Below are 24,089 nucleotides of genomic sequence, written 5' to 3' on the forward strand. Positions count from 1 at the left end.
AGTTTTCCGGCGGAGCACCGGTGGCGCGCCCGCGTCGTGGCGATCATCGTCGAGGTATGTCGCATTGAACGAATCCCGTGGAGGCGTTCGCGTCCCCGGCCGCGTCAGTCGGCACCCCGTTTTCCACCCCGAAGCCAGGAGAGTCATGCGAGTCATCACCCAGCGGGAGCTCGGCGGTCCCGAGGTGCTCACCATCGTGGACGCGCCCGAGCCCCGAGCCTTGCCGACCGAGGTTCTCGTCCGGGTCAAGGCGATCGGGTTGAACCCGCTGGAGGCGCGTCTGCGCGCCGGTGAGTTCCCGCTGCTCGGTCGGCCGCCGTTCATCCTCGGCTGGGACATCAGCGGCGTGGTCGAACAGGCGCGGACGTGGCGGTTGCGGCCCGGCGACGAAGTGTTCGGAATGCCGCTGTTCCCCCGGGCGGCCAACGCGTACGCCGAAGTCGTGGCGGCGCCGGCATTGCACCTGGTGCGCAAACCGGCGTCGCTCTCGCACGTCGAGGCGGCGGCGCTGCCGATCGTCGGGCTGACAGCATGGCAGGGCCTCGTGGACCTCGCCGGTGTGACCGAGGGCGACCGCGTCCTGATCCACGGCGGTGGCGGCGGAGTCGGCCACGTCGCGATCCAGATCGCGAAAGCGCTCGGCGCGCACGTGATCACGACCGCCGGGAGGGACAAACGGACGTTCGTCGAGGGACTCGGCGCCGACGAGGTGATCGACTACACCACGACCGACTTCGCCGAGACGGTCCGCGACGTCGACGTCGTGCTCGACACGCTCGGCGGCGACACCGCCGAACGATCGCTCGACGTGCTCCGCCCGGGCGGACACCTGGTGACGGCGGTCGCCGACGAGGACACCGAACTCGCCGCCGAGTACGAGGCAGCCGGCAAGCGCTTCAGCGGCATCGGGGTCGATCCCGATCCGGTCGCCCTGCGCGGCCTCGCCGAACTCGCCGAACAGGGCAAACTTCGAGTCCACGTGCAGGAGACCTTCCCGTTCGAACGCGTCGCCGACGCGCACCGGCTACTCGACGGCGGCCACCTCCAGGGCAAACTCGTCCTCACCGGCTGACCCCACCATCTCGACTCACTGCTGTTCTTGTGGGCGTGACATTCCCATACCGGCCCGTGAGTTTCATAGGGCGTGGTGCTTGGTGTATCGCGGCGACCGCACGATCAAGTGACGAAGGTGCGCGTACTTCATAGGAGCTTCCCGCGGGTGGGCAGTGGGGAAGTGTTCCCGCACGGCCCACCTTTTCAAGGCAATGCCCGACTATGTGCTATTCGGGCATTACGTCAACGCCACCGGCGAACCCCTCGATCGGCGGTGGTGCGGACGTCCGACTACATCCGGTAGGAGTAGACCGTCAGGTAAGGGCGCTCGTCCCGGTTCTGCGAATCGCCCGCCGGGGCGAGGCTGTTCCGGGTGCCGGTGCAGTTCCGTCCGGTGTAGGTCGCCACCCACCGGTTGCTGAAGTTCTTCGCCGACCGGAAGCCCGCATCGGTGTCGTGCACGCTGTTGCAGCCGTCGGAACCGTTCAGCGGCACCGGGCACGTGCCCCCGTCGTACGACGTGAAGCGGTAGAGCTGCAACGGGCCGCTGCAGGTGAGGTCGGCGAGCGACGTCGGCGGGGCTTGGGCCGCCGACGTCGCCGCGGTGATGAGCGCGGCACCCGCCAAGGCGGCGCAGGACGCGTTGATCCTGATCTTCATTGTTTCCCTCTTTCGGGTAGTGTTTTCGTTCGTTCGATGGGTCTTCCGCACACCGCGTGAACACGGTTCCGTTACCGGGACGCGTGATCGCACCTGGTCCACCGGGCGATGCGTGGATGCCGACCTGCGGCAACTTCGATCCTCTGATCGCGGGCGCCACCGGACAACCCCTGCGGTGCCCCTCGTGCGATTCCGTGCGAACTCGTACGATCTCGCACAGCGGTTCGACGACCAGGTGCGGTCGACCCGCACGCGGCGATGGGACGTCGGAGTTCCGTGCAACGGGACGGGCGGTATACCGGGGGAGGGGCCTGTTCGGATGGAACCGGATCACCTCGATCTGGCACGCGTGAATTCAATCGCGGATTTCGGCGCGGCCTTGGCGTCGCTGAAAGCGCGTTCGGGCTTTTCGCTGAGTCAACTGGCCGGCGCCACCGCGACCCGACCGGGTGCGGGCGGGCTGGGTCGAAGCACGCTCAACGGCTATTTCAAGGGACGTCACCTGCCGCAGCAGGGCGTGGTGCGCGAATTCCGCCTGTTGCTGCGCGAACTCGGCGTCGAGGACAGCGCGCGCCTGGCCGAGTGGTGGGCGACCGTGGAACGGCTGCGCCGCCGTTCCTGCGACAGCTCGCCGACGGCGGGCAACCCGTACCAGGGCCTGAGGTCGTTCGACGTCGGGGACGCGGCGCGCTTCTTCGGCCGGCAGGCGTTGACCGCCCGTCTCGTCCAGGCGGTCGAGACCGGTGCAGGCAGCGGTCGGCCCGTCGTCGTCGTGGGACCGTCCGGCTCCGGGAAGTCCTCGCTCCTGCGGGCGGGGCTGCTGACCGGGGCCGCCGAGGACCGGTGGCGCCACGTGGTCATGACGCCGGGCGGAGCGCCGCTGGACGAACTGGCCGCCCGGTTCGCGGCGTGGACCCGCCACGCGCCGGAATCCGCCCTCGCCGGCCTGCGGGTCCGACCGTCGGCGTTCGGGAATCTCGTCCGCGGTGGGCACGACGCCGAGCCGTCCGCACGGCGGTGCCTGCTGGTGGTGGACCAACTGGAGCAGTTGTTCGTGGGCGAGGTCGAGGAGGCCGAACGTCGGGCGTTCTTCGCGGCCGTGTGGTCGGTGGCGCAGACGGGCGCGGTGGTCCTGGGGCTGCGCGCGGACTTCTACGGTCACGTGTTGCGGTACCCGGCGCCGGCGGCGGCGGTTCAGGCTGACCAGGTCGTGGTGCCGCCGATGAGCGAACCGGAGCTGCGCGCGGTGATCGTCGAACCGGCCCGGACGGCCGGGTTCGACGTCGACGACGGGCTGGTGGAACTGCTGTTGCGGGACCTCTCGCCGAACAGCGCGCCGGAACTGGGCATCGCCCACGAGCAGGGCGCCCTGCCGCTGTTGTCCCACGCGTTGCGCGTGACCTTCGAAGTGGCGATGGCCCGTGACGAACGGAGCCTGGGCATCGACGCCTACCGTTCGACCGGCGGGATGCGACGGGCGATCGCCGACACCGCCGAGTCGATCTATCGGGAACTGGACCACGACGCGCGGTGCGTCGCGCGGCAGGTGCTCCTGCGGATGGTGCACGTGGACGACGGCGCGGTGGACACCCGTCGCGTGGTGGACCGACAGGAACTGGCGGGACAGCGACCCGACGCCGAGGCCGAGGCGATAGACGACGTCCTGGAGGCGTTCATCAAGCAACGGTTGCTGACCGCGCACGACAGCACCATGCAGATCAGCCACGACGCCTTGTTGCGGGCGTGGCCGCGCCTGAGCGGGTGGCTGGACGACGATCGCGTCGGACGCCGGGTGCACCGCCGCCTCACCCTCGCCGCCCGCTACTGGCGGGACAACGGGGCCACCGACGACGACCTCTACCAGGGCGCCACGCTCGACACCGCGCTGTGCTGGGCCGCCGAGAGCGATCACCAAGCCGCGCTCAACCCGCTCGAACGGGACTTCCTGACGGCGGGCGTGCGCCGGAAGGACGCTGAACAGGCCGCGAGCAGACGTCGCGTGCGCCTGAAGTACCAGTTCGTGAGCGCAGCCCTGGTGATGGTCGTGATCGCGGCGGCAGCCGTGCTGTACGCGCGCCGCACCTGGGAGGACACCGAGCACCAGGCGCGTCTCACCCGATCGCGGGACATGGCCGCCAAGTCGGTCCGGCTCCGGCAGTCCGACACGTCGCTGGCCGCCGAACTCGCCGCCGCGGCCTACCGCACGGCACCCACCGTCGAGGCCCGGTCGGCGCTGCTCGACTCGTCGGCGCTGCCGATCGCGGCCCGACACCGGGGTCGGGGCGGCTCGACCAACGTCCTGGCCGCCACCAAGACCCTGATCGCCACCGGGGCCAAGAACGGCGCCGTCGCACTGTCCCACGTGCGCCCGCGGACTCCGGTCGGACCGGTCCTGGACCTCGGCAGTCGCGTGGTCGCCGTCGCGATCAGCGACGACGACCGGTTGCTCACCGCCGTCGCGGAGGACGGCACGGCCCGCCTGTGGAACATCGGCGCGCCGGACGAGCCGGTGGAGGTGGCGAGGCTGGCGGGGCCGTCCGGCGCGGTCGCGTCGGCCGCCTTCTCCCCGGACGGGCGACTCCTCGCCATCGGCGGCGGCGACGCCGTGACCCGGGTGTGGGACACCGCCGACACCACGCGGCACCTGACCCTGTCGGGACCGGGGGGCGCGATCACCGGCGTGGCGTTCGCGCCCGGCGGGCGGACGCTGGCCGTGGGCAGTCGTGATCGGACAGTCCACCTCTACGACCTCGCCGCTCCGGACCGCTCGCCACCGGTCCGGCTGCGGGGACCGGAAGGCGCGGTGTTCTCCGTGGCGTTCGGGCCGGACGGCCGCACGCTGGCCGCCGCCACGTCAGCCGATCGGGCCGTCTACCTCTGGGACGTCGCCGATCCGGCCGCACCCGTGCCGCTCGGCACGTTGACAGGGCCGGAGAGCTGGGTCGACTACGTGGACTTCAGCCCCGACGGCAGCCGGGTCGTCGCGGGCAGTTCCGACCAGAAGCTCTGGGAGTGGGACGTCCGCACGCGGGCCGTCGCCGGCGTCTACCCCCACCCCGGCGTCGCGCACATGGTCCGGTACCTCGACGAGCACACCGTCCTCACCCTCACCGAGGACGGCATGATGCGGACCTGGACGGTGCCCGGACCGTCCGTCGGCGGGTTCGGTGACACGGTGTTCACGGTGGAGTTCACCCGGACCGGGCAGTACGCCGTGGTCGGCACCGGAGGTCGGGGCAACCAGGTGCACGCCCTCGACATGTCGGCTCCCGATCTTCCGGTCCGCCTGGAGGCGCCGTTCGCCCGAGCGGACGTCCCGGGCCGGTTTCGCGGCCGGGTCGCGCTGGACGACGAGAACCACCTCCTCGCGGCAGGCACCGACGACGGCACGATCGAGCTGTGGAGCGTCGGGACGCCGGCCGGTCGCACGCCGGCGCACCGGATCGCGGACGCGGCGACAGCCGGCCGCTCGCACGTGACGGGCCTGGACTTCCGGCCGCGCGGTGCCGACCTCGCGGTGGCCACGGCGGACGGCGTCGTCACCCTGCTCAACGTCGCGGATCATCGCAATCCGCGCCAGTCGGCCGTGGTGCGCGAGAGCGGCAGCGCGCTCAACGAAGTCCGCTTCAGCCCGGACGGCGCGCTGATGGCGACCGGCAGCGACGACGGCAACGCCTATCTCTACGCCGTCGGCGACCCGAGCGGGCCGCGCTTGCTCGCCGCGCTCCCCGCCGGCGACGCCGCGACCTCCGTCGCCTTCGACGCCGGTTCGACCACCCTGGCGGTGGCGTCGGCCGCCCACGACAACGTCCAGCTCTGGGACATCCGCACGCCCACGACACCCGCACGCGTCGCCCAACCGCTCGCCGGCCCGGTGGCGGACATATACCGGATCGCGTTCAACCCCGCCCGCGACCAACTCGCCATCGGCAGCGTCGACGGCACGATCGGGTTCTGGGACGTCCGAGACCCCGCGGAACCCGAGCACAAGGCGACCGTCACCGCCGCCGGGGGCGCGGTGATGTCGATCGGCTACAGCCCGGACGGGGGTGTCATCGCGGCCGGCACTCGTGACGCGAACATCCGGGTCTGGCGCACCGACCCGGAATCCACGATCCGCTGGATCTGCGACACCACCGGCGAGCACATCACCGAGGGGGAATGGGAACAACTCCTTCCCCGCACCACCTACACCCCGGCGTGCTGACCGATTGCCGAACCCGCACCGCACCGCCGCGTCCGTCGGTTCGCGGACTTCGCGAGGACGGCCACGCGACAGGACGCGCGTGAGTCTGAAGGCGGCGCCGGTGCTTGCGGACTCCGGCGATCCGCGCTTCACGGAAGGTCAGGGCCGGCCCGCAGGAGCGCAGTCCCTGGGTCAGCCGGTGTGACCACGGGCGGACACGGACTTCCTGCGGCGCGGCCTTCTCCGCGGCCGTGGGTCTTCTGCCCGATGCCGCCGACCACGGTCGGCGGCATCGGGCAGTTCCTCGACCTTCTCCGGAGGAAGCCGGAGCTCCTGCTGGATCGGGTCGTCGGAGACGCCGTCCCAGAGGAGACAGGATCTCTGAATCTTGCCGGTCAGTTATTCCGGTCCAGGCAGTGAGGGCGCCGCCGCCGGCCCGACACCAGCTCCGCCTCCGCTAGCCGCGCACCTGGTGAAGAGTGAGACTGGCGCAATCGTTGTTGGGATCGTAGACCCACGCATCCGTCCGATAGCTGAAACGGTGGCCGTCCTTGAAGCCTCTCGCGAAGGTGCCAAGCTTGTGGTAGCGGTATGTGCCGTCGGCGTAACGATTCCATACTGACACTTGTCCGGACGCCCTGTTCCAGAATGAATACGTGTGGTCCTGCATAGGCGTTCCTTCGAATCGCCAACCCTCGCAGGGTGCATAGTTTCCGGTGAACCCGTAGAACAAGCCAGAAAAGCCGTCCTCCCTCCAGAAGCACACGTGGTAATCACGACAATCCTCCTCGGTCGCCAGCGCGACGACGCGTGGTGCGTCGACCGGGGTCGGCGTGGATGCCTGACCTCCGAAAGCCTCCGCCACCAGTCGCCGATCGGTCGTCGGCGCAGCGAAGGCATGTGATGGCCGACCCTGGACCGTTGCTTTCGCGGCGACCGTCGTACCCAGCAGGCTTAGTATCGCCACGCTGACGAAAAACGCGGATTTCTTGAACAACATCTCATCTCCCTGACTTCTGTAGATCGTTGATCGACAGTGCCGGCGCACTGGTGGGTGGGTCGATCAGATGCTCGGCTGACGACTGTTGAGGAGCCAATGAAGATCGTTCGCTGTGCTAGCCCTCGCCGCAGCACTGACCGCTTCGGACGACTCACCCAACTCGCCACATAAGACGTCGTCTAAAGAAGGATCCCTTTATCCGGGTAGCTGGACACCACGTATCCGCTGCGACACCGACAATATTGCGGTCGGCGACGGTTCGCCTGCCCCGGCGGAGAGTGGAACAGGCTAACCGTGCTGACCACCGCCGCTATCACGACGACCACTTCAGGTGAGCACGACGGCGGAGCTAGCTGTACTTGAACACATACTCGGCGGGGCCGGTGTTCGGCGCGTTGCGGAGGTGCCACTCGAGAACGCCGCCCACGTTCCGGACCACGCCGATACCGTCACCGCCGACACCGTCCCAGTTGCCGGACAGTCGACAGTCGCTGACTGCGTTGGCACCATAAGTGAAAGCGTATTCAGGGGTTCCGGCGTTCGGGCCGTTGCGGAGGTGCCACTGAATTGTGTTCGGCGCGCTCCTGGTAACACCGGGTCCATCTCCGCCCACACCGTCCCAGTTACCGGACATGGGACGGTCGCCGGCGACGCCGAAGGTAAACGTGTAGTTGGGCGCTCCGCTGTTGGGCCCGTTGCGAAGATGCCAGTTGCCGCCACCGCCCGCGCCGAAGGTGCCCACCCCATCGCCGCCGGCGCCGTCCCAGTCGCCGGTGACGGGTGCTCCACCGGAGTGGCCATAGTTGAACACATAGTCGGCAGGCCCGGAATTGGGTCCGTTGCGAAGGTGCCACTGCCACTCGCGACCCAAGTCGCGCACGATACCAGGACCATCGCCGCCAATGCCGTCCCAGTCGCCCGCGACCGGTATGTCCCCGGACACTCCGTAGCTGAACACGTACTCAGCCCGGCCGGCGCTCGGTCCGTTCCGCAAATACCAAGTCAAAGATCGGCCATCATCGACGACAATGCCTGGACCGTCGCCGCCGATGCCGTCCCAGTTACCGATGACCGCCCACGTTCGACCAGCGAACAAACATAGCGGAGCGGAGAATTCGCGAACCGAACTGTTTGCAGTATTCTGTTCGGCGGGAGAAGTGGCGGCTTCCGGGGGTGCAGCAGCGATGGCTGCTCCCGAAGCGTGCCCGATGGGGAGTAACAGCGAGGCGAAGATGTAGGCGCAGATTATTCGCATCCGCATGGAATGCTCCAATTGGATCGGGCCCATTCGCTGTGGTGCGCGACGGATGGGCGGAATTAGGTTGTCCGACTTCCTGAAATCGCGTTTGGGGAATGGGGTGCTCGCACCTCGGGTGTTCGGCTTTTGTTCATGATCGGCTACCTGGTGTGCAGGATCCCGTGCGAGCACCAGGGTGGGCGGCCGATCTTGTGAATTGGTTGCGAGATTCCCGCATTGCCCTGCTCAGGCCGCGGTGAGGTGGTCGCCCGCCTCCCTCGGCGACGCATCTGCGGGTCGCCAGGCCCACTTCCGCGCGTCCGCAAGCCCGGGAGCGTCGGTCCTCCGGTTGTAGTGCCGGCAGCAGCGCCCAGCGGCCCCGGTGTAGGCCGCCTTGATCGAACGAAGAAGCTCTGAGCGCATCCGATCGTGTGAATTGGTTGCGAGGTTCCCGCATTGCAATTCTCAGGATGCGATCCCTGAGAGCCTGTCGGAGGGGACGACGGGGCCGGGGGGCTGGCATGTCGGTTGAGTTGCAACTGCTCGGTGAGGTGGTCGCCCGGGTCGACGGGCGGGTGGTGGATCTGGGGCCGGCCAGGCAGCGGTGCGTATTGGTGGCGTTGGCGGTGGACGCGCCCCGCCTGGTTCCGGCGGATCGGCTGGTCGAGAGGGTCTGGGGGGTGAACACCCCACGCCGGGGGCGGGAGACGCTCTACAGCTACATCTCCCGGCTGCGTCAGGCCCTGTCCGGTGCCGACGTCCTGGAAGTGGTCAGTCGGTCCGGCGGCTACGCCTTGCTGGTGGACCAGCCCACCCTGGTGGTCGACCTGCACCGTTTCCACGATCTGCGCGCTCGCGCCCGCGAACAGACCGACGACGCCCGGGCGGCACGGTTGCTGACCGAGGCGCTTCGGCTGTGGCGCGGGCCGGCGCTGACCGGTGTGGACGGCCAGTGGGCCGAGGCCGCACGCGACGGACTGGAACGCGAACGCCTGGCTGCACTGCACGACCTGGCCGACGTCCGGTTGCGTCTGGGCCAGGGCGGTGACCTGGTGGCCGAACTCGCCATGCGCGCCAACGAACACCCGCTGGACGAACGCATCGGCGGCCAGTACCTGCTGGCCCTGCACCAGGCCGGGCGCACCGCCGACGCACTCGACCACTACCGACACCTGCGCGACCGGCTGGTCGACGAACTCGGCACCGACCCCGGCACCGACCTGCAGGGCCTGCACCGCCGGATCCTCACCGCCGACCCCGCCTTGACCACGACCACGGCTGGGGCCGACAGGCCCCCGGCAACGCCCCTCCAACTGCCGGCCGCACCGGGAGTGTTCACCGGCCGCGGCTCCGAGTTGGCCGAACTGGACCGCATCCTGGGCGACGCCGTCCAGGACGGTGACTCCGGGGCGGATTTCCGTGCGGCGCAGGGCGCGGTGTCGGGGAATTCGCCGTCGGCGGGGGCGACGGCGGTGATCTCGGCGATCGGAGGGACGGGAGGGATCGGGAAGACCTGGCTTGCGCTGGCCTGGGCCAACCGGTGGTCGGAGCGGTTCCCGGACGGGCAGTTGTTCGTCGACCTGCGGGGCTTCAGCCCCGCAGGGGAGCCGATGGCGCCGGACGATGCGGTACGGGGCTTCCTGGACGCTCTCGGCGTCGCCCCGGACCGGATGCCCGCCGACCCGAACGCGCGGGCCGCGCGCTACCGGAGCCTGGTCGCCGATCGGCGGATGCTGATCGTGCTGGACAACGCCGCCAGCGCCGACCAGGTCGTGCCGCTGCTGCCCGGCAGCGCCACGTGCACCGTGCTGGTCACCAGCCGCAACCGGCTCACCGGGCTGGTCGCCCGGCACGGTGCCCACCCGTTGCACCTGGACGTCCTGACCGACGTCGAGTCCCGGCAACTGCTGGTGGCCCGGCTGGGCGAGGCGCGTGTGGCGGCCGAGGAACCGGCGGTGGCGGAGCTGATCGCGTTGTGCGGCGGGTTCCCGCTCGCGCTGGGGGTGGTCGCGGCCCGCGCTGCCGCCGAACCCCGCCTCCCACTGGCCGACACCGTTGGCGAACTGCGCGAATTCGGATTGGACGCGCTGAACGACACCGACCCGACCGCGAATCCGTCCACGGTGCTGTCTTGGTCCCTGCGCGGTCTCTCCGACCGGCAACGGCGGGTGTTCGCCCTACTCGGGATCGCCCCCGGCCCCGACATCGACCTCCACGCCGCGACCAGCCTGACCGGACTGAGTCCGCGCAACACACGCACCGTGCTGCGCGGGCTGGCCGATGCATCCCTGATCATTCACACACCTGGTGGCCGCTACTTGATGCACGACCTGGTCCGCGACTACGCCACCGTCATCGCCCACGAGAACCTTGCGGAGCCCGTGCGTCAAGCAGCGCTGGAACGGGTGGAGGACTCGTATCGATACACCGCCCACACCGCCGCCCACCATCTCGAACCCCATCGCCCGCCGATTCGGCTCGACCCTCCGGTCCCCGGCACCCACCCTCGCCCGCTGCCTGACTACCAGGACGCGCTGACCTGGTTGGACAGCCACCACCCCCACCTGCTGGCCGCCCAACACACCGCCGCCACCCATCGCCGTCACCACGTTGTGTGGCACCTGGCCTGGACTCTCCACACCTACCACCTGCGGAGAGGACACCGCCATGACGAACTGGCGGTGTGGCAGGCCGCCGCCGATGCCGCAGACCACCTGCCCGACCCCACCACCCACACCTACACCCACCGGTTGCTCGGCCGCGCCCACGCCGCGTTGGGTCGGCACGAGCAGGCCATCGGGCACCTGAATCAAGCCCTCGTCCTGGCCGAACACCACAACGACCCCACCCAACAGGCCCTCACCCACTTCACCTTCACATGGGCCTGGGAGCAGCGGGGGGACTACCGGCGGGCCCTGGACCACGCCCGCCACGCCTTGGACCTTTTTCGCACGCTCAACCTGCCGGTGTGGGAAGCCGAAGCGTTCAACGCGCTGGGCTGGTGCGCTGCCCGGCTCGGCGAGTACGACACCGCCCGAGACCACTGCCAGGCCTCCCTCGCTCTGCACCACCGCCTGCACGACCCCGACGGCAGGGCAGGTTCCCTGGACAGCCTGGGCTTCATCGAGCACCACACCGGCCACCACCGCCAGGCCATCGACCACTACCAACAAGCCATCACTCTGGGCCGCACCCTCGGCGACACCACCCGGGTCGCAACCACCCTCGACCGCCTCGGTCACCCTCACACCGCCCTTGGCCGCCACGACCAGGCCCGCACGGCATGGCAGGAAGCCCTGGAGCTGTACCGACAACACGGTCGTGAGGCCGACGCCGAACGCGTCCAACGGCAACTCGACGACCTCGACACCACCATCGACATCGACCCGCACGACACGGGCTGACACCTATCGGGATGCCAGGAGTGGTTCGAGCTGCTCGGCCATCGTCAAAGCCGCATCCCACTCAGCTTTACTGTAGGTGACAACCAGGCCGGCCGTGCCGCAGAACGAGCGGTTTGGCGTCTTCGTTGCTTCGGTGCGCAGCGGCACCGGGCCGTTGTTCGATCTTACGCGACGCGGATCCAAGTTTGCTCGAAAGTGGTGTGTGCATACCGTAGCCGGAGAGATTCCAGGCCCGGCGATTGATGCCGTCTGAGCGCTCAGGGCTGATCGATTGTCGATCTATCGGAGCTTGTGGTTGACGCTGAGTCCGCAGGGATGAGAATTTCCACCGTACTGGTGGAAGGATATTCACTCATGCGGGTATTTCGCGTTGTCTGATTGCGTGTCGGCCGGTGTGGCCAGCCGCTGATAGCGTCCTCGACGCGATGTCGTGCCCGTGTGTTCAGGAGGCGCTCGTGTGGATGGCCGTCGGGAATATCAGTCTGGGCGCGGTGATTCTTCGGTTCGCACGGGTTCTGGTGGTTCTTGGCAGACGCTCGTTGCTGTTGGCTTGGTTGGCGGCGACCGGCCGGCTGCGCGGGCACCGGGCCGGGCCCGTGCTGGAGTCGTGGCTGGCGGGCACGGTGGTCGAGCTGGGCGCCGCGTTCGTGAAGGCGGCACAGTTGCTGAGCACGCGGGCGGATCTGCTGCCGCCGAAGGTCTGTCGTGCCCTGGCCCGGCTGTATGACCAGGTGCATCCTGAACCCGCGTCCTCGTTCGCGGCACTGCGGGGGTTGGCCGGTTCGCCGGCGACGCTCGTCGGGTCGGGCAGCATCGCCTGCGTCTACCGGGTTCGGGTCGCCGATGGCCGGGACGTCGCCGTCAAAGTGCGTCGACCGGAAGTGGAGCGGTCGTTGCCCCTGGACCTGGCTGTGCTGGAGCGTGTCGCCGGGCTGCTGGCTCGGCTGCCCGTGCTGCGCGGTGCACCGGTCGTCGACATCGCCCGGCAGCTCACCGAAGGCATCCGCGCGCAGCTCGACCTCACCCGCGAGGCCGCGCTGCTCGACGGTTTCCGGAGGACCATGGCCGACGTCCCCGGCGTGACCGTGCCGGCGGTCGACCGCGATCTGTCCACAGAGGACATGTTGGTGATGGACTTCGTCGGTGACCTGGCTCGCTTCCGGCCCGATGAGCTTTCGGTGGCGAACCGGCGGCGGGCTGTGGTGACCGCGCTGCGTGCGGTGTACCGGATGTTGTTCCTCGACGGTGTGGTCCATTGCGATCTGCACCCCGGAAACCTGTACTTCCGGGAGGACGGCTCGATCGTGATCCTGGATGCCGGGTTCACCGTGCGGCTGTCGGATTCGGCTCGGGAGAAGTTCGCGGCGTTCTTCTACTGCATGGGTCGCGGTGACGGGCCGGCGTGCGCGGACATCGTGGCCTCGACGGCGATGGCGGTGCCAGGTGCGGACCCGGACGGCTTCCGCGCCGAGTTGGTGGCCTTGGTGGAGGCGAGTGCCGGCCGGCGGGCGGAGGAGTTCGACCTCATCTCGTTCGCCACCACGCTGTTCGACGTGCAGCGGCGGCACGGTTTCTACGCCGACCCGCAGTTCGTGTTCCCGATCCTGTCGTTGCTGGTTCTGGAGGGCACCGTGTGCGAGTTCTACCCGGAGGTCGACTTCCAGCAGGAGGCGAAGCCCCTCCTGGTCACCGCGTTGTTCGAGCGCGCGATGGTGCGCGGCGGAGCATCGCGATGACGCTGCTGCGGGTGGATCCCGGCCAGGTCGACTTCGGCCGGCTCCGGTTCCGGTTCCGGCTGCGTGCCGGCCCGGCTTGGGGCGTGCTCGATTCGGAACACCGAGGCTTTGCCTGCGAGGGGACCAGGAACATGCTGTTCTGCTGGGCAGGCCCGAGCCGCCGGACGGGTCAGAGACCGCCGACCTTCACCGGGAACTTGTCGATCTTCACGATCGTGGTGTCCGGGTTGTCCGGCAGCACCAGCTCCATCGGGTTCGTCAGCTTGTAGATGTCACCCTTCGGGGGGAACTTCGTGAGCTTGCTGGTCAACTGCACCGGATTCTTCGTGGACAGCACCAGCGGCTCGGATGGCACGGTCGTCTGAATCCCCGCGTTCCGCAGCACCGCTCCGGGGTTGTCGATGGTCATGGTGAAGCTCAGCACCATGAGTTGCTCGAACTTCGGCGGAAACTTCGAGATCAGTCGCAGCACGCTCTTCGTGTCGATGTCGATGTCGTTCTGCTCGATCGTGACCGTGGTGGCAGGTGAGCCGGCGCTGTCGTCCGCAGGCAGTTCGGCACTGATCTTGTGGCCGACCACCCGCAGTCGTACCGAGTTGAGCGGTGATTGGGGGTTGACCTCGACCCGGATCTTGATGCCGCCCTTGAAGTCGAGGGTGAACAGGCTGGTGCCGATGGTCATCGGGGTGTTGAGGGCCAGGCAACTGCACGGGATCTCGACACCGATCTTGGGCAACAGGTTCAACATCAGGTCCTCCATGATCTCGTCACCGCGACGAACCGAATTTAAGTCAGATCGGCGGTGCCGGCCGGGTCCGCGACGAGGTCGACTAGATCGTGTCAGCCGACGTGACGGGCAGTGGCCGTGGCGGCGGCAAGCGTCGTTCGACTGGACGTTCCCGCACCCGTCCGGGCGGTGGTCCCCGTGGTTCGCGCGGTCGCATTGGCACACCTGCGCATTGGCGAGCTGCGGGCATGCCTCAACGTTGAGGTCGTGTCACTCGAATCCGGTTGGCGTTGCGCGGTACTGTCGGCGCCGCATCAAGCGACACGACACCTCCGTCGATCCCGATCCGCGGCGTGGATCAGATCCAAGGCCCGTGCCGAGTCCTCAGGTGAGGTTCTTCTCCAGGGCGGCCACGTACGCCTTCATGAGGTGGTCGCGCATCCCGTCGGCCGCCGGGGCGAACAGGTCGGCGGTCAGTCCCTTGGCACGGTCCAGCAGTTTGGACACCCGGGGCATAGAGTCGCGGACTCTGCCGGAGGAGTCGATGTAGCGCAGTGCCGCGACGTGGCGGAACACCGGTCCGGGCGGGATCTGCGCGACGATGTCGTTGTTGTTGACCACCCGGAACGTGCGTCCGGCCAGTGCCTGGTCGTAGGCTTTGACCAAGACGTTGTTGCACGTGCGGGGCTGCCCGAAGGTGTAGACGCCGTGCGCCGACAGCAGTGGCTTCTCGAAGTGCAGCCACGCCGCGGCCAGCATCGCCAGTGCGCCGCCGAGGCTGTGCCCGGTGAACCACACCGTCTGCTCGGCGTCGCGCAGCTCCTCGACGGCCGCGCGGACGGACGGGATCACCGCCCGCAACGCCTCGGCGAATCCATAGTGGACCAGACCGGTTTTCGCCGGTCCGGGCCACGGCGGAATGGTCGCGTCGGAAAACCAATCCCGCAGTTGCAGTGGCTCAGTGCCGCGGAACGCGGTCACGATCATCGTCGGGCTCGCCATCGTGTACGCCTGGGTGTGGCTGAGCGCGAACGGCGGCTTGAACGTCGAGTGGTGGTGACGTACGCGGTCGAATCCCCACTCACCGGCGGTGGCCTCGACCTCGTCCCGGCCCCCGTAGGCCAGTTCGGCGGCCTTCGCCATGCAGTACGCCTGGCGGGCGTCGTACCCGGAGGCTAGATGGTTCAGCGTCGGTGCAGACATCGTCCATCCTCACGTAGACAACACGTCAACGGTGGCCACGTTCCCTGCCACACCACCTGTGCCTACCTCCGCCGCGACCCGCCGCGCCACCGGCCGCGCCGCGGTTCACCCCGCCGGGCAGCCTCATCACCCTGTGCTGCTCGAAAGCCGCGGATCGACGGTTCGGTGACCGCTGGTCCCGGTCGAGTTCTTGTCACTCGAAGGTGGTCAGGGCACGGGACAGTTCGACAGGGATCGGCGTCGGTTCGAAGCCGTTTGGTGTGCGGAGGAGGCATGCGACCGTCTGGCTGCCTTTGGCGATCCGCCGGCCGGTGCGCCGGAAGTCGAAGTCCATCACCAGTCGGTTGCCGTGTGTGCCGCGCAGTGTCATCGCTATGTCGATCTCGTCGAGTGCGAAGCACTCGGCGTAGTAGTCCATGTCGCAGTGGACGGTGACCAGCGCCAGGTCTCCGGATTGAAGCGCCTTGAGCACCCCCGGCGCGTGATCGGCGAGGAAGTGTTCCCGGCAGTGTCCCTGCCAGTGCACGTAGTGCGCGAAGTACACGTTGCCGACGAGGTTCGTTTCGTCGAACATGACCCGATGGCTGCTGCGGTAGGCACGCATCGTCACCTCGTGTCCCGTGTGGCAACGGAGGCGACGAGCGGTGTGACCCGGCAGGCGGAGGGCCTGCAGGTGGTGACCCGGAACCCGTTGCCGCGCAGGACGACCAGTACGTCACCGACGACTTCGTCGATCGTCATCGGCACGCCCGCCGGCACGCCTGAGTCCGCGAGTGTCCTGCGGGCGCACCAGATCCGACGGGAGCTGATCGCGAACGGCTCGTCCGCCTTGTCCGCGACGGCCGCGGCGAGCAGCGTATCGGCCGTGCCCAGTTGAGCGGGCCCGGTCGAATCGGTCCAGTGCGCGCTTCCGGCCGGCAGTTCGTCCAGGGTGGACACTTCGACCTCGTCACCGGTTCCGAGTTCGATCAACTGTCGGCTGACCAGGGGACCGAGCAGGGGCATCGGCAACGGTTCTCGCCAGTCGATCGGTCCGACGGCACGCAGCCCCAGCCCTTGCCATCGCGCCACCGGCTGCCCGGCGGTGTCGGTCACGTGCAGGTCGAACGTGTAGTCATCGGCCGAGTGCACTCGCTCCTGGGCTTGGACCAGGAGCGGGCCGGACGGACGCTGCCACACGGCCAATTCGCCGACTCGCACGGGTAGGACCCGCCGATGTGGGACGCACGCTTGCAGGATGTGCAGTGCGGCGTCATGCGCGCCCAGGTCGCCGAGCAGCGTACCCGCGCTGTGGAACTCGGAGAACCAGCTATCCACGGCATCGGCGTTGATCCACGCCCGGATGCGGAACGCGGACAGGTACTCGTACTTGATCAACCGGCGAAACCGTCCGGTGTGGAAGAACAGGGGACCGTAGAACGGGTGCACGGGTGAAGCAGCCGGCGGCGATATCGCCGGACGGGCGTCGGGCGGATCGGGAACGGGTCGGACGGTGGCGGTGAACCTGTTCATGGTGAAGTCGTCGGCGTTGTCCCGGACCACCAGATCGACGACCGGGCCATCCGCGAGTGCCGCGACACGCACAACGCGTGGCTGGTGCTCGTCGACGATCACCGGCGCGTGCAGACGTACGTCCGAGAAGCACCACCGGTCGTCACGGTCACCCGGCGCCGCGGCCTGTGCCACTTGGGCCATCGCCTCCAACCCGGCGACCGCGGGCAGCACCGGCACACCGTCGACCAGGTGCTCGTCCAGATACGGGTCGGTGCCGAGGGACAACGTCGATTCCGCCATCGCCTCCACGCCCGGCACGCGCACCGGAACCTCCTCGGTGAACCGGAGTGGGCGGTTGGCCGGTCCGTGCACGGTGAGCGCCGGACTGTCCGGGAACCGCGACGCGACCAGCAGCGTGTCCGGGGCGTCCTGGTCGGCCAGCGCGGCGATCATCGCCCGCGCCCCGAGCGCCGGTTCGATCGGCACGATGCCCTCCGCCCGGAGGCCGTTGAGCACGCCCATCCGGGCCGCCATCCCGACCTCGTCCCACGCCGACCATTCGAGCAGCCTGGTGCGGCAGTCGGGGTGCCGTCGCGCCCAGTCCGCGAGTTCGTGCCTGAGCCATTCGTTGGCGACGCAGTACCCGGCCTGGCCGGCGAGGCCGCGCCGCCCGATGATCGAGCCGAAGCCGACGACGACCCGGAGCCCGTCGTCGGCCTCGGACAGAACGGTGATCAGCCCGGACACCTTCGGCGCGATCATCTCGCGCAGCGATCCGGCGGTGACATCCGCGAGCGGGCGGGGCTCGTTCACTCCGGCGCCGTGCAGCACGCCGCGGATCGGGCCGTGCTCGCGGGCCGCCGCGCAGGCGGCCCGCACGGAGCGGGGATCGGTGACATCGCACTGGAGGTAGCGCATCCCCGGGGGCGGGGCCTGCGCCGACCGTCCGACGACCACGAGATGGCAGCCGGTGCGCTCGGCCAGTTCCACGGCGCACCGGGCCGTGATGCCGTTCAGGCCACCGGTGACGAGGCAGACGTCGCCGGGACCGATGGGCAGGGGCGACTCGTTACCGGGCTGCCGGACTTGGATCACGGCACGTTCGACCGTGTCGTCCGGGCGCAGTCGAAGTTCTTGGTAGCCGACGGCTTCAGCGAGATCGAACACGCTTCGGCGGCGGCCGTCGGGCAACTGGATCACGGTGGCCGCACACGAATCCAGTTCCACGACTGCGCTGCGCGCGATCGCCGTGGCGGCGGGATGACCCTGGTGCAGCACCAGGAGGTACCGAGGCCGCTCGACACCGAGCCGCCGGAGAATCGTCGCCACGGCGGCGACATCGTCGCGGTCGTCCAACAAGATGGCCAGTCCGTCGGGGTGTTCCCGGCTCGTGGCGGTGGACAGCCAATGCCCGTCCGGTGCGTGTACGGCCCAGCGGGCCGTCGGGGCGTGGGATGTGGGGGAGTGCGGTACCCAGCGATGTTCGAACGACCGGACCCAGGGGCGCACGCCCGACGGTTTCGCCACGCCTTCGCGACCGGCTTCGGGCTGCCCGATTAGGAGTTCGGCCAGATCCCGCACGGTCCCACCGGCCAACGAGTCCGGCAGGCGGGGCGGCTGGACCCCCAGCGTCGCGGCGGTCGACACGACGATCTGGAGGAGTTGAAGTGAGTTCAGGTGCAGATCACCGAGCAGGTGGTGGTTCGGGGCGATGGCGTCCTCCGGCAGTTCCAACGTCGCGCTCAGGTAGTCGCGGACCACCACGAACGAGTCGGAACCGGTGGGATCCGCGACCGGTTCGGCGACCGGTTCGGCGACCGGGACGGGCTTCGCGGGTGCCGCGGCGATCGACTCGCACGGGCCGGTCAGGAGGGTGACCGGCGTGTCGATGTCAAAGGTCCGGTACGCCCGTCCGGCGAACCAGGGTTCCAGCTCGCCGGCCCCGGCCGCCACCAGCACGGCGGTCGCCAGCGCGCGGGCTTGCGGCGCGCCGCAGTCCATCGACACGGCCGGAATGCCCACCGTGCGGCGGGCGAGCGCGGACAACGTGGTGCCGGAACCCGCTTCCACCAACAGATCGCACGATTCGGCCAAGCCCGCGAGGGCTTCGGTGAACCGGACCGGCGTGGTCAACTGGTCGACCAGCAACCCGGCCAGATCCGGGTGGGGCCCCAGTTCCCGCCCGGTGACAGTGGAGAACACCGGCCGGTCCGGTGCCGCGAAAGTCGTCGCCGCCAACACGTTCCGCAGTGGCTGCCGGACCGGGCGCATGGCGTCGCTGTGGAAGCCGTGCGATACGCGCAGCTCGGTCGCGGCGATGCCGAGGAGCCGGGCACGGTCGACGGCCGCGTGGATCACGTCGGCCGGACCGGAGACCGTGGTCTGATCCGGAGCGTTCAACGCCGAGACCGTGACGTCCAGGTCGGCCATGAGTTCCCGGGTCTCGTCGGCGGATGCGCCGAAACCGGCCATGGTGGTGCCCTTGGTGGCGTGCGTGGCCATGAGCAAGCCGCGCTTCGCCGCGAGCGTCAGACCATCGGCCGGGGTCAGGGCGCCTGCCCAGACGAGCGCGCTGATCTCGCCGAGGCTGTGGCCCACCGCCCCGACCGCGTGACAGCCGATCTCCTCCAACCAGGCGAGCGCCGCGAGGGACTGCCGGACGATCGCCGGCTGCGCGACGGCGGTGTCGGTGTCGCCGTCCTGGTGGCCCGAGCCGGGAAGAGAGGGCACGGCCAGGCCGTCGGCCCAGGCGTCCAGCCGGGTCCGGACCGGCGCCGCCTGGCCGGGGAACAACAGCCCCACCCGGGCCGGCGCGCCGCTCGCCAGCACGTGGCGATCACGCACCTGGAGGCTGCCGTCCCAGTCGTCCAAGCGGCTCCTGGCTTCGGCCGCCAGTCGCGCGAGGGTCTCCGGGGTGTCGGCGACCAGCGCACAACGTACGGCGGCGCTGCCCTGTCGTCCGGCGTGCAACGTGGCCGCCAGGTCGTGCAGCTCCGCGGTGCTCAACGCGTCCGCCCGGACTGCGATGGTCTCCAGTCGCGCGGCCAGTGCGGCGGTGTGATCAGCCGTCAGCAGCACGATCTCGTGCGCGGGCAGCGGTCGGCCCCACGCGCGCACGACCGGTGCGAGCACCGTCGTGGGTGGGACGGGCGGCCCGTCCAGCACGATGTGTGTGTTGATCCCGCCGAACCCCATGGCGGACACGGCCGCACGGGGCGTGGCGGTCGGCCAGGGTTCGGATCCGGCCAGGACCCGCAAGGGAAAATCGCCGCGACGCAACAGATCGTGCGGGTTGCGGCAGCCCGTCGTCGGGGGCAGGACGCGGTGGTGCACCGCGAGCGCCGCTTTGATCAGTCCGGCGACACCGGCCGCCGCCTTGGTGTGCCCGATGTTCGCCTTGATCGAGCCGAGCGCGCCCCGCGGTGAACCGGCACGGCGGATCCGGCCCAGCGCCAGCAGCTCCACGTGGTCACCGACCGCCGTGCCGGTGCCATGCCCCTCGACCAAGGCCACCGAGGACGGCTCCACACCCGCCATCTCGTAGGCTCGGCGCAGGGCCCGGACCTGGCCGCCCTCCTCGGGCCGGGTCAGACCGCCGGCTCCGTCCGAGGACACGCCCCAACCGGCGATGGTGGCGTAGCTTCGCAGCCCGGCCGCTGCGGCGTCCCCGGCCCGCATCAGCGCCACCACCCCGGCTCCTTCGCCGGGCAGGAATCCGGTCGGATCGGCGTCATAGATCCGCATCTCGTCGGTGGCCAGGGCGGCCAGCCGGGCGAAACCGACCAGCTCGAACGGGTCGAGACTGAGATCGACCCCGCCGGCCAGCGCGAAGTCCAGTTCGCCCGCGGCCAGCGACCGGCACGCCGAGATCACCGCGAGCAGGCTGGAGGAACACGCGCCGTCCACCGTGTACCCGCCGCCGTGCAGATCGAAGTGGTTGCAGACGCGACCCGCGATGGTGTTCGCCAGCGCGCCGGCGAGTGTTTCCACGCCCGGGACCGGGAACGGCCGTTTGATCAAGTCCTCCAGGGTCAGCAGGACTTGTGCCGCCTGGTCGTCGGGAACCTCTGCCCGGTCGAGCGCCGCCGTGGCCGCGCGGTGGACGAACGGCCACCGCAACCGAAGCTGGGCGGCCCGGCTGAACTCACCGGCGAGGGTGTTGCCCAGGACGATCCCGGCGCGCTCGCGGTCGAGCCCTCGGGCATCGGGGTGACCCGCGTCGGCCAGCGCGTCCGCCGCGACCTCCAAAGCCAGCCAGTGCGTGTGGTCCACGGCCCGGTGCAACGGTCCGGGGATGCCGAACCGGTCGCGGTCGAACCGCCAGTCGCGCAACAGGCCGGCGTGACTGGCGTAGGTCAGGTCCGGGTCCTCGGGGCCGCCCCGGTACGCGGCGGACAGGCGCTGGTCCGGTAGCCGGCGGAACGCCCGGCGGCGACCGAGCACCGTCTGCCACAACTCGTCCGGGCCTACGGCATCGGGGTAGCGGCAGCTCAGCCCGACCACCGCGATACCGGTGCCGGTCACCCCGCGTCCCGCGTCGCCGACATCCACGACCGCGGAAGACGCGGCGCGGCGTACTGCACCACGCCACGCAGCAAGCACGTGATCACCAGCGCGAAGAACAGGCCGAAGGACACTTCCGAGACCACCAGCACGCCGTAGACGGCCGCCGTGGTCAGCCCGAACACCACCTGGTTGCCGACCCGGAGCGGTGAGGTGGCCGGATCGGTGATCATGTAGTTGGTGAACAGGACGAACGCCAGACCGGTCATCGGCAGCAGCGCGCCGAGCAGGGCGTGATCCAGCACCGCCCAGCGCACCACCGCCTGCGCGGCGAACCCGGCGACCCAGGCGAGGATCAACGGCCACTTGCCGGTCAGGCCGACGTTGAGCATCGTGCCGAACATCAGGATGCCCAGCGGCAGCAGCCAGTCGAGCGCACCGACGGTGTTGCTGGTGAACTGGTACGGCGGCGCGATGCCGACCCACGGGAACAGGACCAGGACGACGGCGATCCCGAAGTTGGACGGGTTGAACACATGCCTGGCCTTGCCGCGCACCCGGACGCGGAACAGGTACTTCGACCCGTTGGCGACGGCGACGGCGAAGACGTACGGCCACACGGAGGAGTTGCCCCACAACAGCATCGCGCACGCCAGGGCGGTGATGTGCGCGGGCAGCAGGAACACGACCATGGACCGCCGGCCGCCCGCATAGCCCGGCCTGCGGTCATGGGCCCAGGCGTCCAGCGTCTCGAACAGGATGACGGTGGCGTAGCCGGTCAGCACGGCCACGACCGGCGTGATCGGGGACTGCTCGAACCCGAGCAGGAGGTGCCCGACGACGGTGAAGATGGTGATCGTGGTCGCGAACCGGGCAAGGGCCTTGGTCCGGCGCACCTCGGGCGGCAGACCGGGTCTCCGCGTCGGGGCGTCGCCGGGTGTGTGCGGCGCCGCTACGGATGTCGCATCGGTGATCTTGGAGGCGACCGTCGAAGTCATCGGACTACCGCCGTTCCATCCGGCCGGAGCAGGATTGTTCGATGGCCGGGGTGGACCTGGACAGTGGTGGTGTGCAGCCCTGCGGCGTCCCGCCAGGTGACCTTCGCCGGGCTCGGCGTCCCGCCGGGCAGGGCGAGATGGACCTGCGCGGCGGACACGCCGGTATGCCCGTTCGCCGGGTAGAGCTGCGTCCGTTGCGGACTGGTCGGGTGGATCAGCTCGACCTGCGCGCCGATGGCCGCGGTGGGCGCTTCGGCGAGGCCGGGCCGGACCAGGGTGAGGTCGGCCGCGGAATCCGCGTTCCCGGTGTTGCGCAGTACTTGGGAGTCCTCCCACTGGTTGGCCACCAGGGCGTCGAGCCTGCCGTCACCGTCGATGTCGCCGAACGCGATCCCCCTGGAGTTGTCCGGGAACGAGGTGCCCGCCCGGGCCGCGACATCGGTGTAGCGACCGTCCGGGCCGAGTGCCCAGAACCGGTTCGGCTCGTGCCCGGACAGGTCGTCGCCCGGCCCGAGCACGGGCCAGGCCGTCGGGTACCGCACCAGTTCGTCGTTGCCCATGGCCAGTTCCTGCAGGGTCGGCCACCGGTTCACCGTCCCCTTGAGGAAACCGTTGGCCTGCATCAGCTCGTCGGTGCCGTCGTTGTCGAAGTCGCCGGCCCGGATGTCCCATCCCCAGCCCGCGCGGGCCAGGCCGAGCCGCTCGGACCGTTCCCGGAACGGCACCCGCCCGGCGAGCAGGTCGGCGCCGGTTCCCTCGGGCACGAACGCCAGGTTGCTCTCGTGCAGGCCGTACGGTGTGGTGATGTTGCTGACCACGATGGTCGGCAGCACGGCGCCGCCCGGATAGGTGAACGTCACCCCCATCCCCTTGAACGAGTCGTGGCCGAGCACCTGGGACTTCGGTGTGACCACGTCACGGGTGCCGACGACCTCGGTCAGCCGGACCGAGCCGGGCGTCGACCGGTTGACCATCAACTGGTCCGGCCCGAAGTCGTTGGCCTGGTAGATCTCCGGCAGCCCGTCCCCGGTCAGGTCCTGCAGGCCCGTGGCCAACGTCCATGCGGTCGCGGCGGTGTCGCTGAGCGCGGTGCTCGCGTCGACGACCTTCGGTCTGGTGTCCGGGATGCCGGACGGCCGGGTCAGGAGCAGCCGGTTGTCGCCGCCGTTGCGCCCGAGCGCCAGCGAGTCCTGCATCCGGATCCGGGCGTCGGTCGCGGTGGGGTCGAGTATGCGGGCGCCGTCCGGGAAGAAGTTGCCCACCAGCAGGTCCAGGTGGCCGTCACCGTCGATGTCCCCGATGTTCAGGGTGTCGGAGTTCCACACCGTCATCGGTTCCAGCAGTTCCACGGCCCGGAACCGGGATCCGTCCGGCACGTCGGCGCCGCCGGTGTTCAGGAACAGCACCGGTGACCGGCCCCAGTAGTGCACTACGAGGTCGACATCGCCGTCCTCGTCGAGATCGGCGGGCACACAGCCCATCGGGGCCATGGTGTGGTCGTAGGCCAGTCCCACCGGCACCAGCTTGGCCGGCGGGTAGTCCGCCGCGCCGGAGCCGGGAACGGAGCGCAGCGTGACCGAGTCGTCGCGGGGGTCGACCAGACAGGCATCGGCGGGTCGGCCCAGGCCGCGCAGGTCGGTCAGGGCGACCCCGGCGCCGACCGCGGAGATCCAGCCCCGGATGTGGTGCAGGGCCGGTGCGACCACCCGTTCCGCACGGGCACCGGGAGGTCGGGAGTTCAACGGCAGTGCGGTGAACCCGTACCGCGCGGCCAGGCGACGGGTCTCGTCGGCGCTCAACCCCGGCCGCACCACGAACAACCCGGTGACCAGCACGACCAGCAGGACGATGGTGGTCGTGACGGCCTTGCGCATGGTCTTGGGCACGA

The 24,089-nt window shown here is 69.6% G+C and carries 13 protein-coding genes; 4 read left to right on the top strand and 9 right to left on the bottom strand.

All coding sequences use genetic code 11. The features are described from left to right. The first annotated feature begins 145 nt into the window (after positions 1-145). Positions 146-1,072, top strand: a complete 927-nt coding sequence (locus tag ACQPZF_RS16545; protein ID WP_433272510.1) for an NADP-dependent oxidoreductase — start codon at positions 146-148, stop codon at positions 1,070-1,072. Positions 1,073-1,344: 272 nt separating this feature from the next. Here the strand turns inward: ACQPZF_RS16545 and ACQPZF_RS16550 are convergent, their stop codons facing one another. After that, positions 1,345-1,713, bottom strand: coding sequence for a hypothetical protein (locus tag ACQPZF_RS16550; RefSeq protein WP_433272512.1), 369 nt, complete (start codon positions 1,711-1,713; stop codon positions 1,345-1,347). A 349-nt stretch (positions 1,714-2,062) separates the two neighbouring features. Here ACQPZF_RS16550 and ACQPZF_RS16555 point away from each other — a divergent pair, with 349 nt between their 5' ends. After that, a complete protein-coding gene (locus tag ACQPZF_RS16555) occupies positions 2,063-5,920 on the top strand; it encodes an NACHT and WD repeat domain-containing protein (RefSeq protein WP_433272514.1) in 3,858 nt (1,285 codons plus the stop codon). 436 nt (positions 5,921-6,356) lie between these two features. Here ACQPZF_RS16555 and ACQPZF_RS16560 read toward each other — a convergent pair whose 3' ends face one another. Together ACQPZF_RS16560 and ACQPZF_RS16565 are read right to left on the bottom strand one after the other, a co-directional pair. Further along, positions 6,357-6,899 (bottom strand): peptidase inhibitor family I36 protein, encoded by a 543-nt coding sequence (locus ACQPZF_RS16560; protein WP_433272516.1) that lies wholly within the window; start codon positions 6,897-6,899, stop codon positions 6,357-6,359. Between the two features lie 349 nt (positions 6,900-7,248). After that, positions 7,249-8,160 (bottom strand): hypothetical protein, encoded by a 912-nt coding sequence (locus ACQPZF_RS16565; protein WP_433272518.1) that lies wholly within the window; start codon positions 8,158-8,160, stop codon positions 7,249-7,251. Positions 8,161-8,657: 497 nt separating this feature from the next. Here ACQPZF_RS16565 and ACQPZF_RS16570 point away from each other — a divergent pair, with 497 nt between their 5' ends. Beyond that, positions 8,658-11,540 (top strand): AfsR/SARP family transcriptional regulator, encoded by a 2,883-nt coding sequence (locus ACQPZF_RS16570; RefSeq protein WP_433272519.1) that lies wholly within the window; start codon positions 8,658-8,660, stop codon positions 11,538-11,540. A 545-nt stretch (positions 11,541-12,085) separates the two neighbouring features. Continuing rightward, on the top strand, positions 12,086-13,276 hold the full coding sequence (locus ACQPZF_RS16575; protein WP_433272521.1) for an ABC1 kinase family protein: 1,191 nt from the start codon (positions 12,086-12,088) through the stop codon (positions 13,274-13,276). Positions 13,277-13,445: 169 nt separating this feature from the next. Here ACQPZF_RS16575 and ACQPZF_RS16580 read toward each other — a convergent pair whose 3' ends face one another. From ACQPZF_RS16580 to ACQPZF_RS16605, 6 genes are all read right to left on the bottom strand, one after another. Next, positions 13,446-14,024 (bottom strand): hypothetical protein, encoded by a 579-nt coding sequence (locus ACQPZF_RS16580; protein WP_433272523.1) that lies wholly within the window; start codon positions 14,022-14,024, stop codon positions 13,446-13,448. 363 nt (positions 14,025-14,387) lie between these two features. Beyond that, positions 14,388-15,206 (bottom strand): lipase family protein, encoded by an 819-nt coding sequence (locus tag ACQPZF_RS16585; RefSeq protein ID WP_433272524.1) that lies wholly within the window; start codon positions 15,204-15,206, stop codon positions 14,388-14,390. Between the two features lie 193 nt (positions 15,207-15,399). Beyond that, entirely contained in the window at positions 15,400-15,810 is a 411-nt protein-coding gene (locus tag ACQPZF_RS16590) for an acyl-CoA thioesterase (protein ID WP_433272526.1), read from the bottom strand. 2 nt (positions 15,811-15,812) lie between these two features. Continuing rightward, complete coding sequence (locus ACQPZF_RS16595) at positions 15,813-21,224, bottom strand: type I polyketide synthase (RefSeq protein ID WP_433272528.1); 5,412 nt, start codon at positions 21,222-21,224, stop codon at positions 15,813-15,815. After that, on the bottom strand, positions 21,221-22,201 hold the full coding sequence (locus ACQPZF_RS16600; RefSeq protein WP_433272530.1) for an enediyne biosynthesis protein UnbU: 981 nt from the start codon (positions 22,199-22,201) through the stop codon (positions 21,221-21,223). The genes ACQPZF_RS16595 and ACQPZF_RS16600 overlap by 4 nt, the downstream gene beginning before the upstream one ends. Beyond that, entirely contained in the window at positions 22,198-24,087 is a 1,890-nt protein-coding gene (locus ACQPZF_RS16605; RefSeq protein ID WP_433272532.1) for an FG-GAP repeat domain-containing protein, read from the bottom strand. Before ACQPZF_RS16605 ends, ACQPZF_RS16600 begins: the two co-directional genes overlap by 4 nt. Positions 24,088-24,089: the final 2 nt, after the last annotated feature.

The organism is Actinosynnema sp. CS-041913, assembly GCF_050942485.1.
In the GTDB taxonomy this organism is placed as follows: Bacteria; Actinomycetota; Actinomycetes; order Mycobacteriales; family Pseudonocardiaceae; genus Actinosynnema.

What these genes read in the sequence shown, in the direction of transcription:
- ACQPZF_RS16550 (WP_433272512.1), bottom strand. Translation starts at nt 1,713, where the DNA reads ATGAAGATCAGGATCAACGCGTCCTGCGCCGCCTTGGCGGGTGCCGCG.
- ACQPZF_RS16600 (WP_433272530.1), bottom strand. Translation starts at nt 22,201, where the DNA reads ATGACTTCGACGGTCGCCTCCAAGATCACCGATGCGACATCCGTAGCG.
- ACQPZF_RS16585 (WP_433272524.1), bottom strand. Translation starts at nt 15,206, where the DNA reads ATGTCTGCACCGACGCTGAACCATCTAGCCTCCGGGTACGACGCCCGC.
- ACQPZF_RS16560 (WP_433272516.1), bottom strand. Translation starts at nt 6,899, where the DNA reads ATGTTGTTCAAGAAATCCGCGTTTTTCGTCAGCGTGGCGATACTAAGC.
- ACQPZF_RS16565 (WP_433272518.1), bottom strand. Translation starts at nt 8,160, where the DNA reads ATGCGGATGCGAATAATCTGCGCCTACATCTTCGCCTCGCTGTTACTC.
- ACQPZF_RS16580 (WP_433272523.1), bottom strand. Translation starts at nt 14,024, where the DNA reads ATGTTGAACCTGTTGCCCAAGATCGGTGTCGAGATCCCGTGCAGTTGC.
- ACQPZF_RS16570 (WP_433272519.1), top strand. Translation starts at nt 8,658, where the DNA reads ATGTCGGTTGAGTTGCAACTGCTCGGTGAGGTGGTCGCCCGGGTCGAC.
- ACQPZF_RS16545 (WP_433272510.1), top strand. Translation starts at nt 146, where the DNA reads ATGCGAGTCATCACCCAGCGGGAGCTCGGCGGTCCCGAGGTGCTCACC.
- ACQPZF_RS16590 (WP_433272526.1), bottom strand. Translation starts at nt 15,810, where the DNA reads ATGCGTGCCTACCGCAGCAGCCATCGGGTCATGTTCGACGAAACGAAC.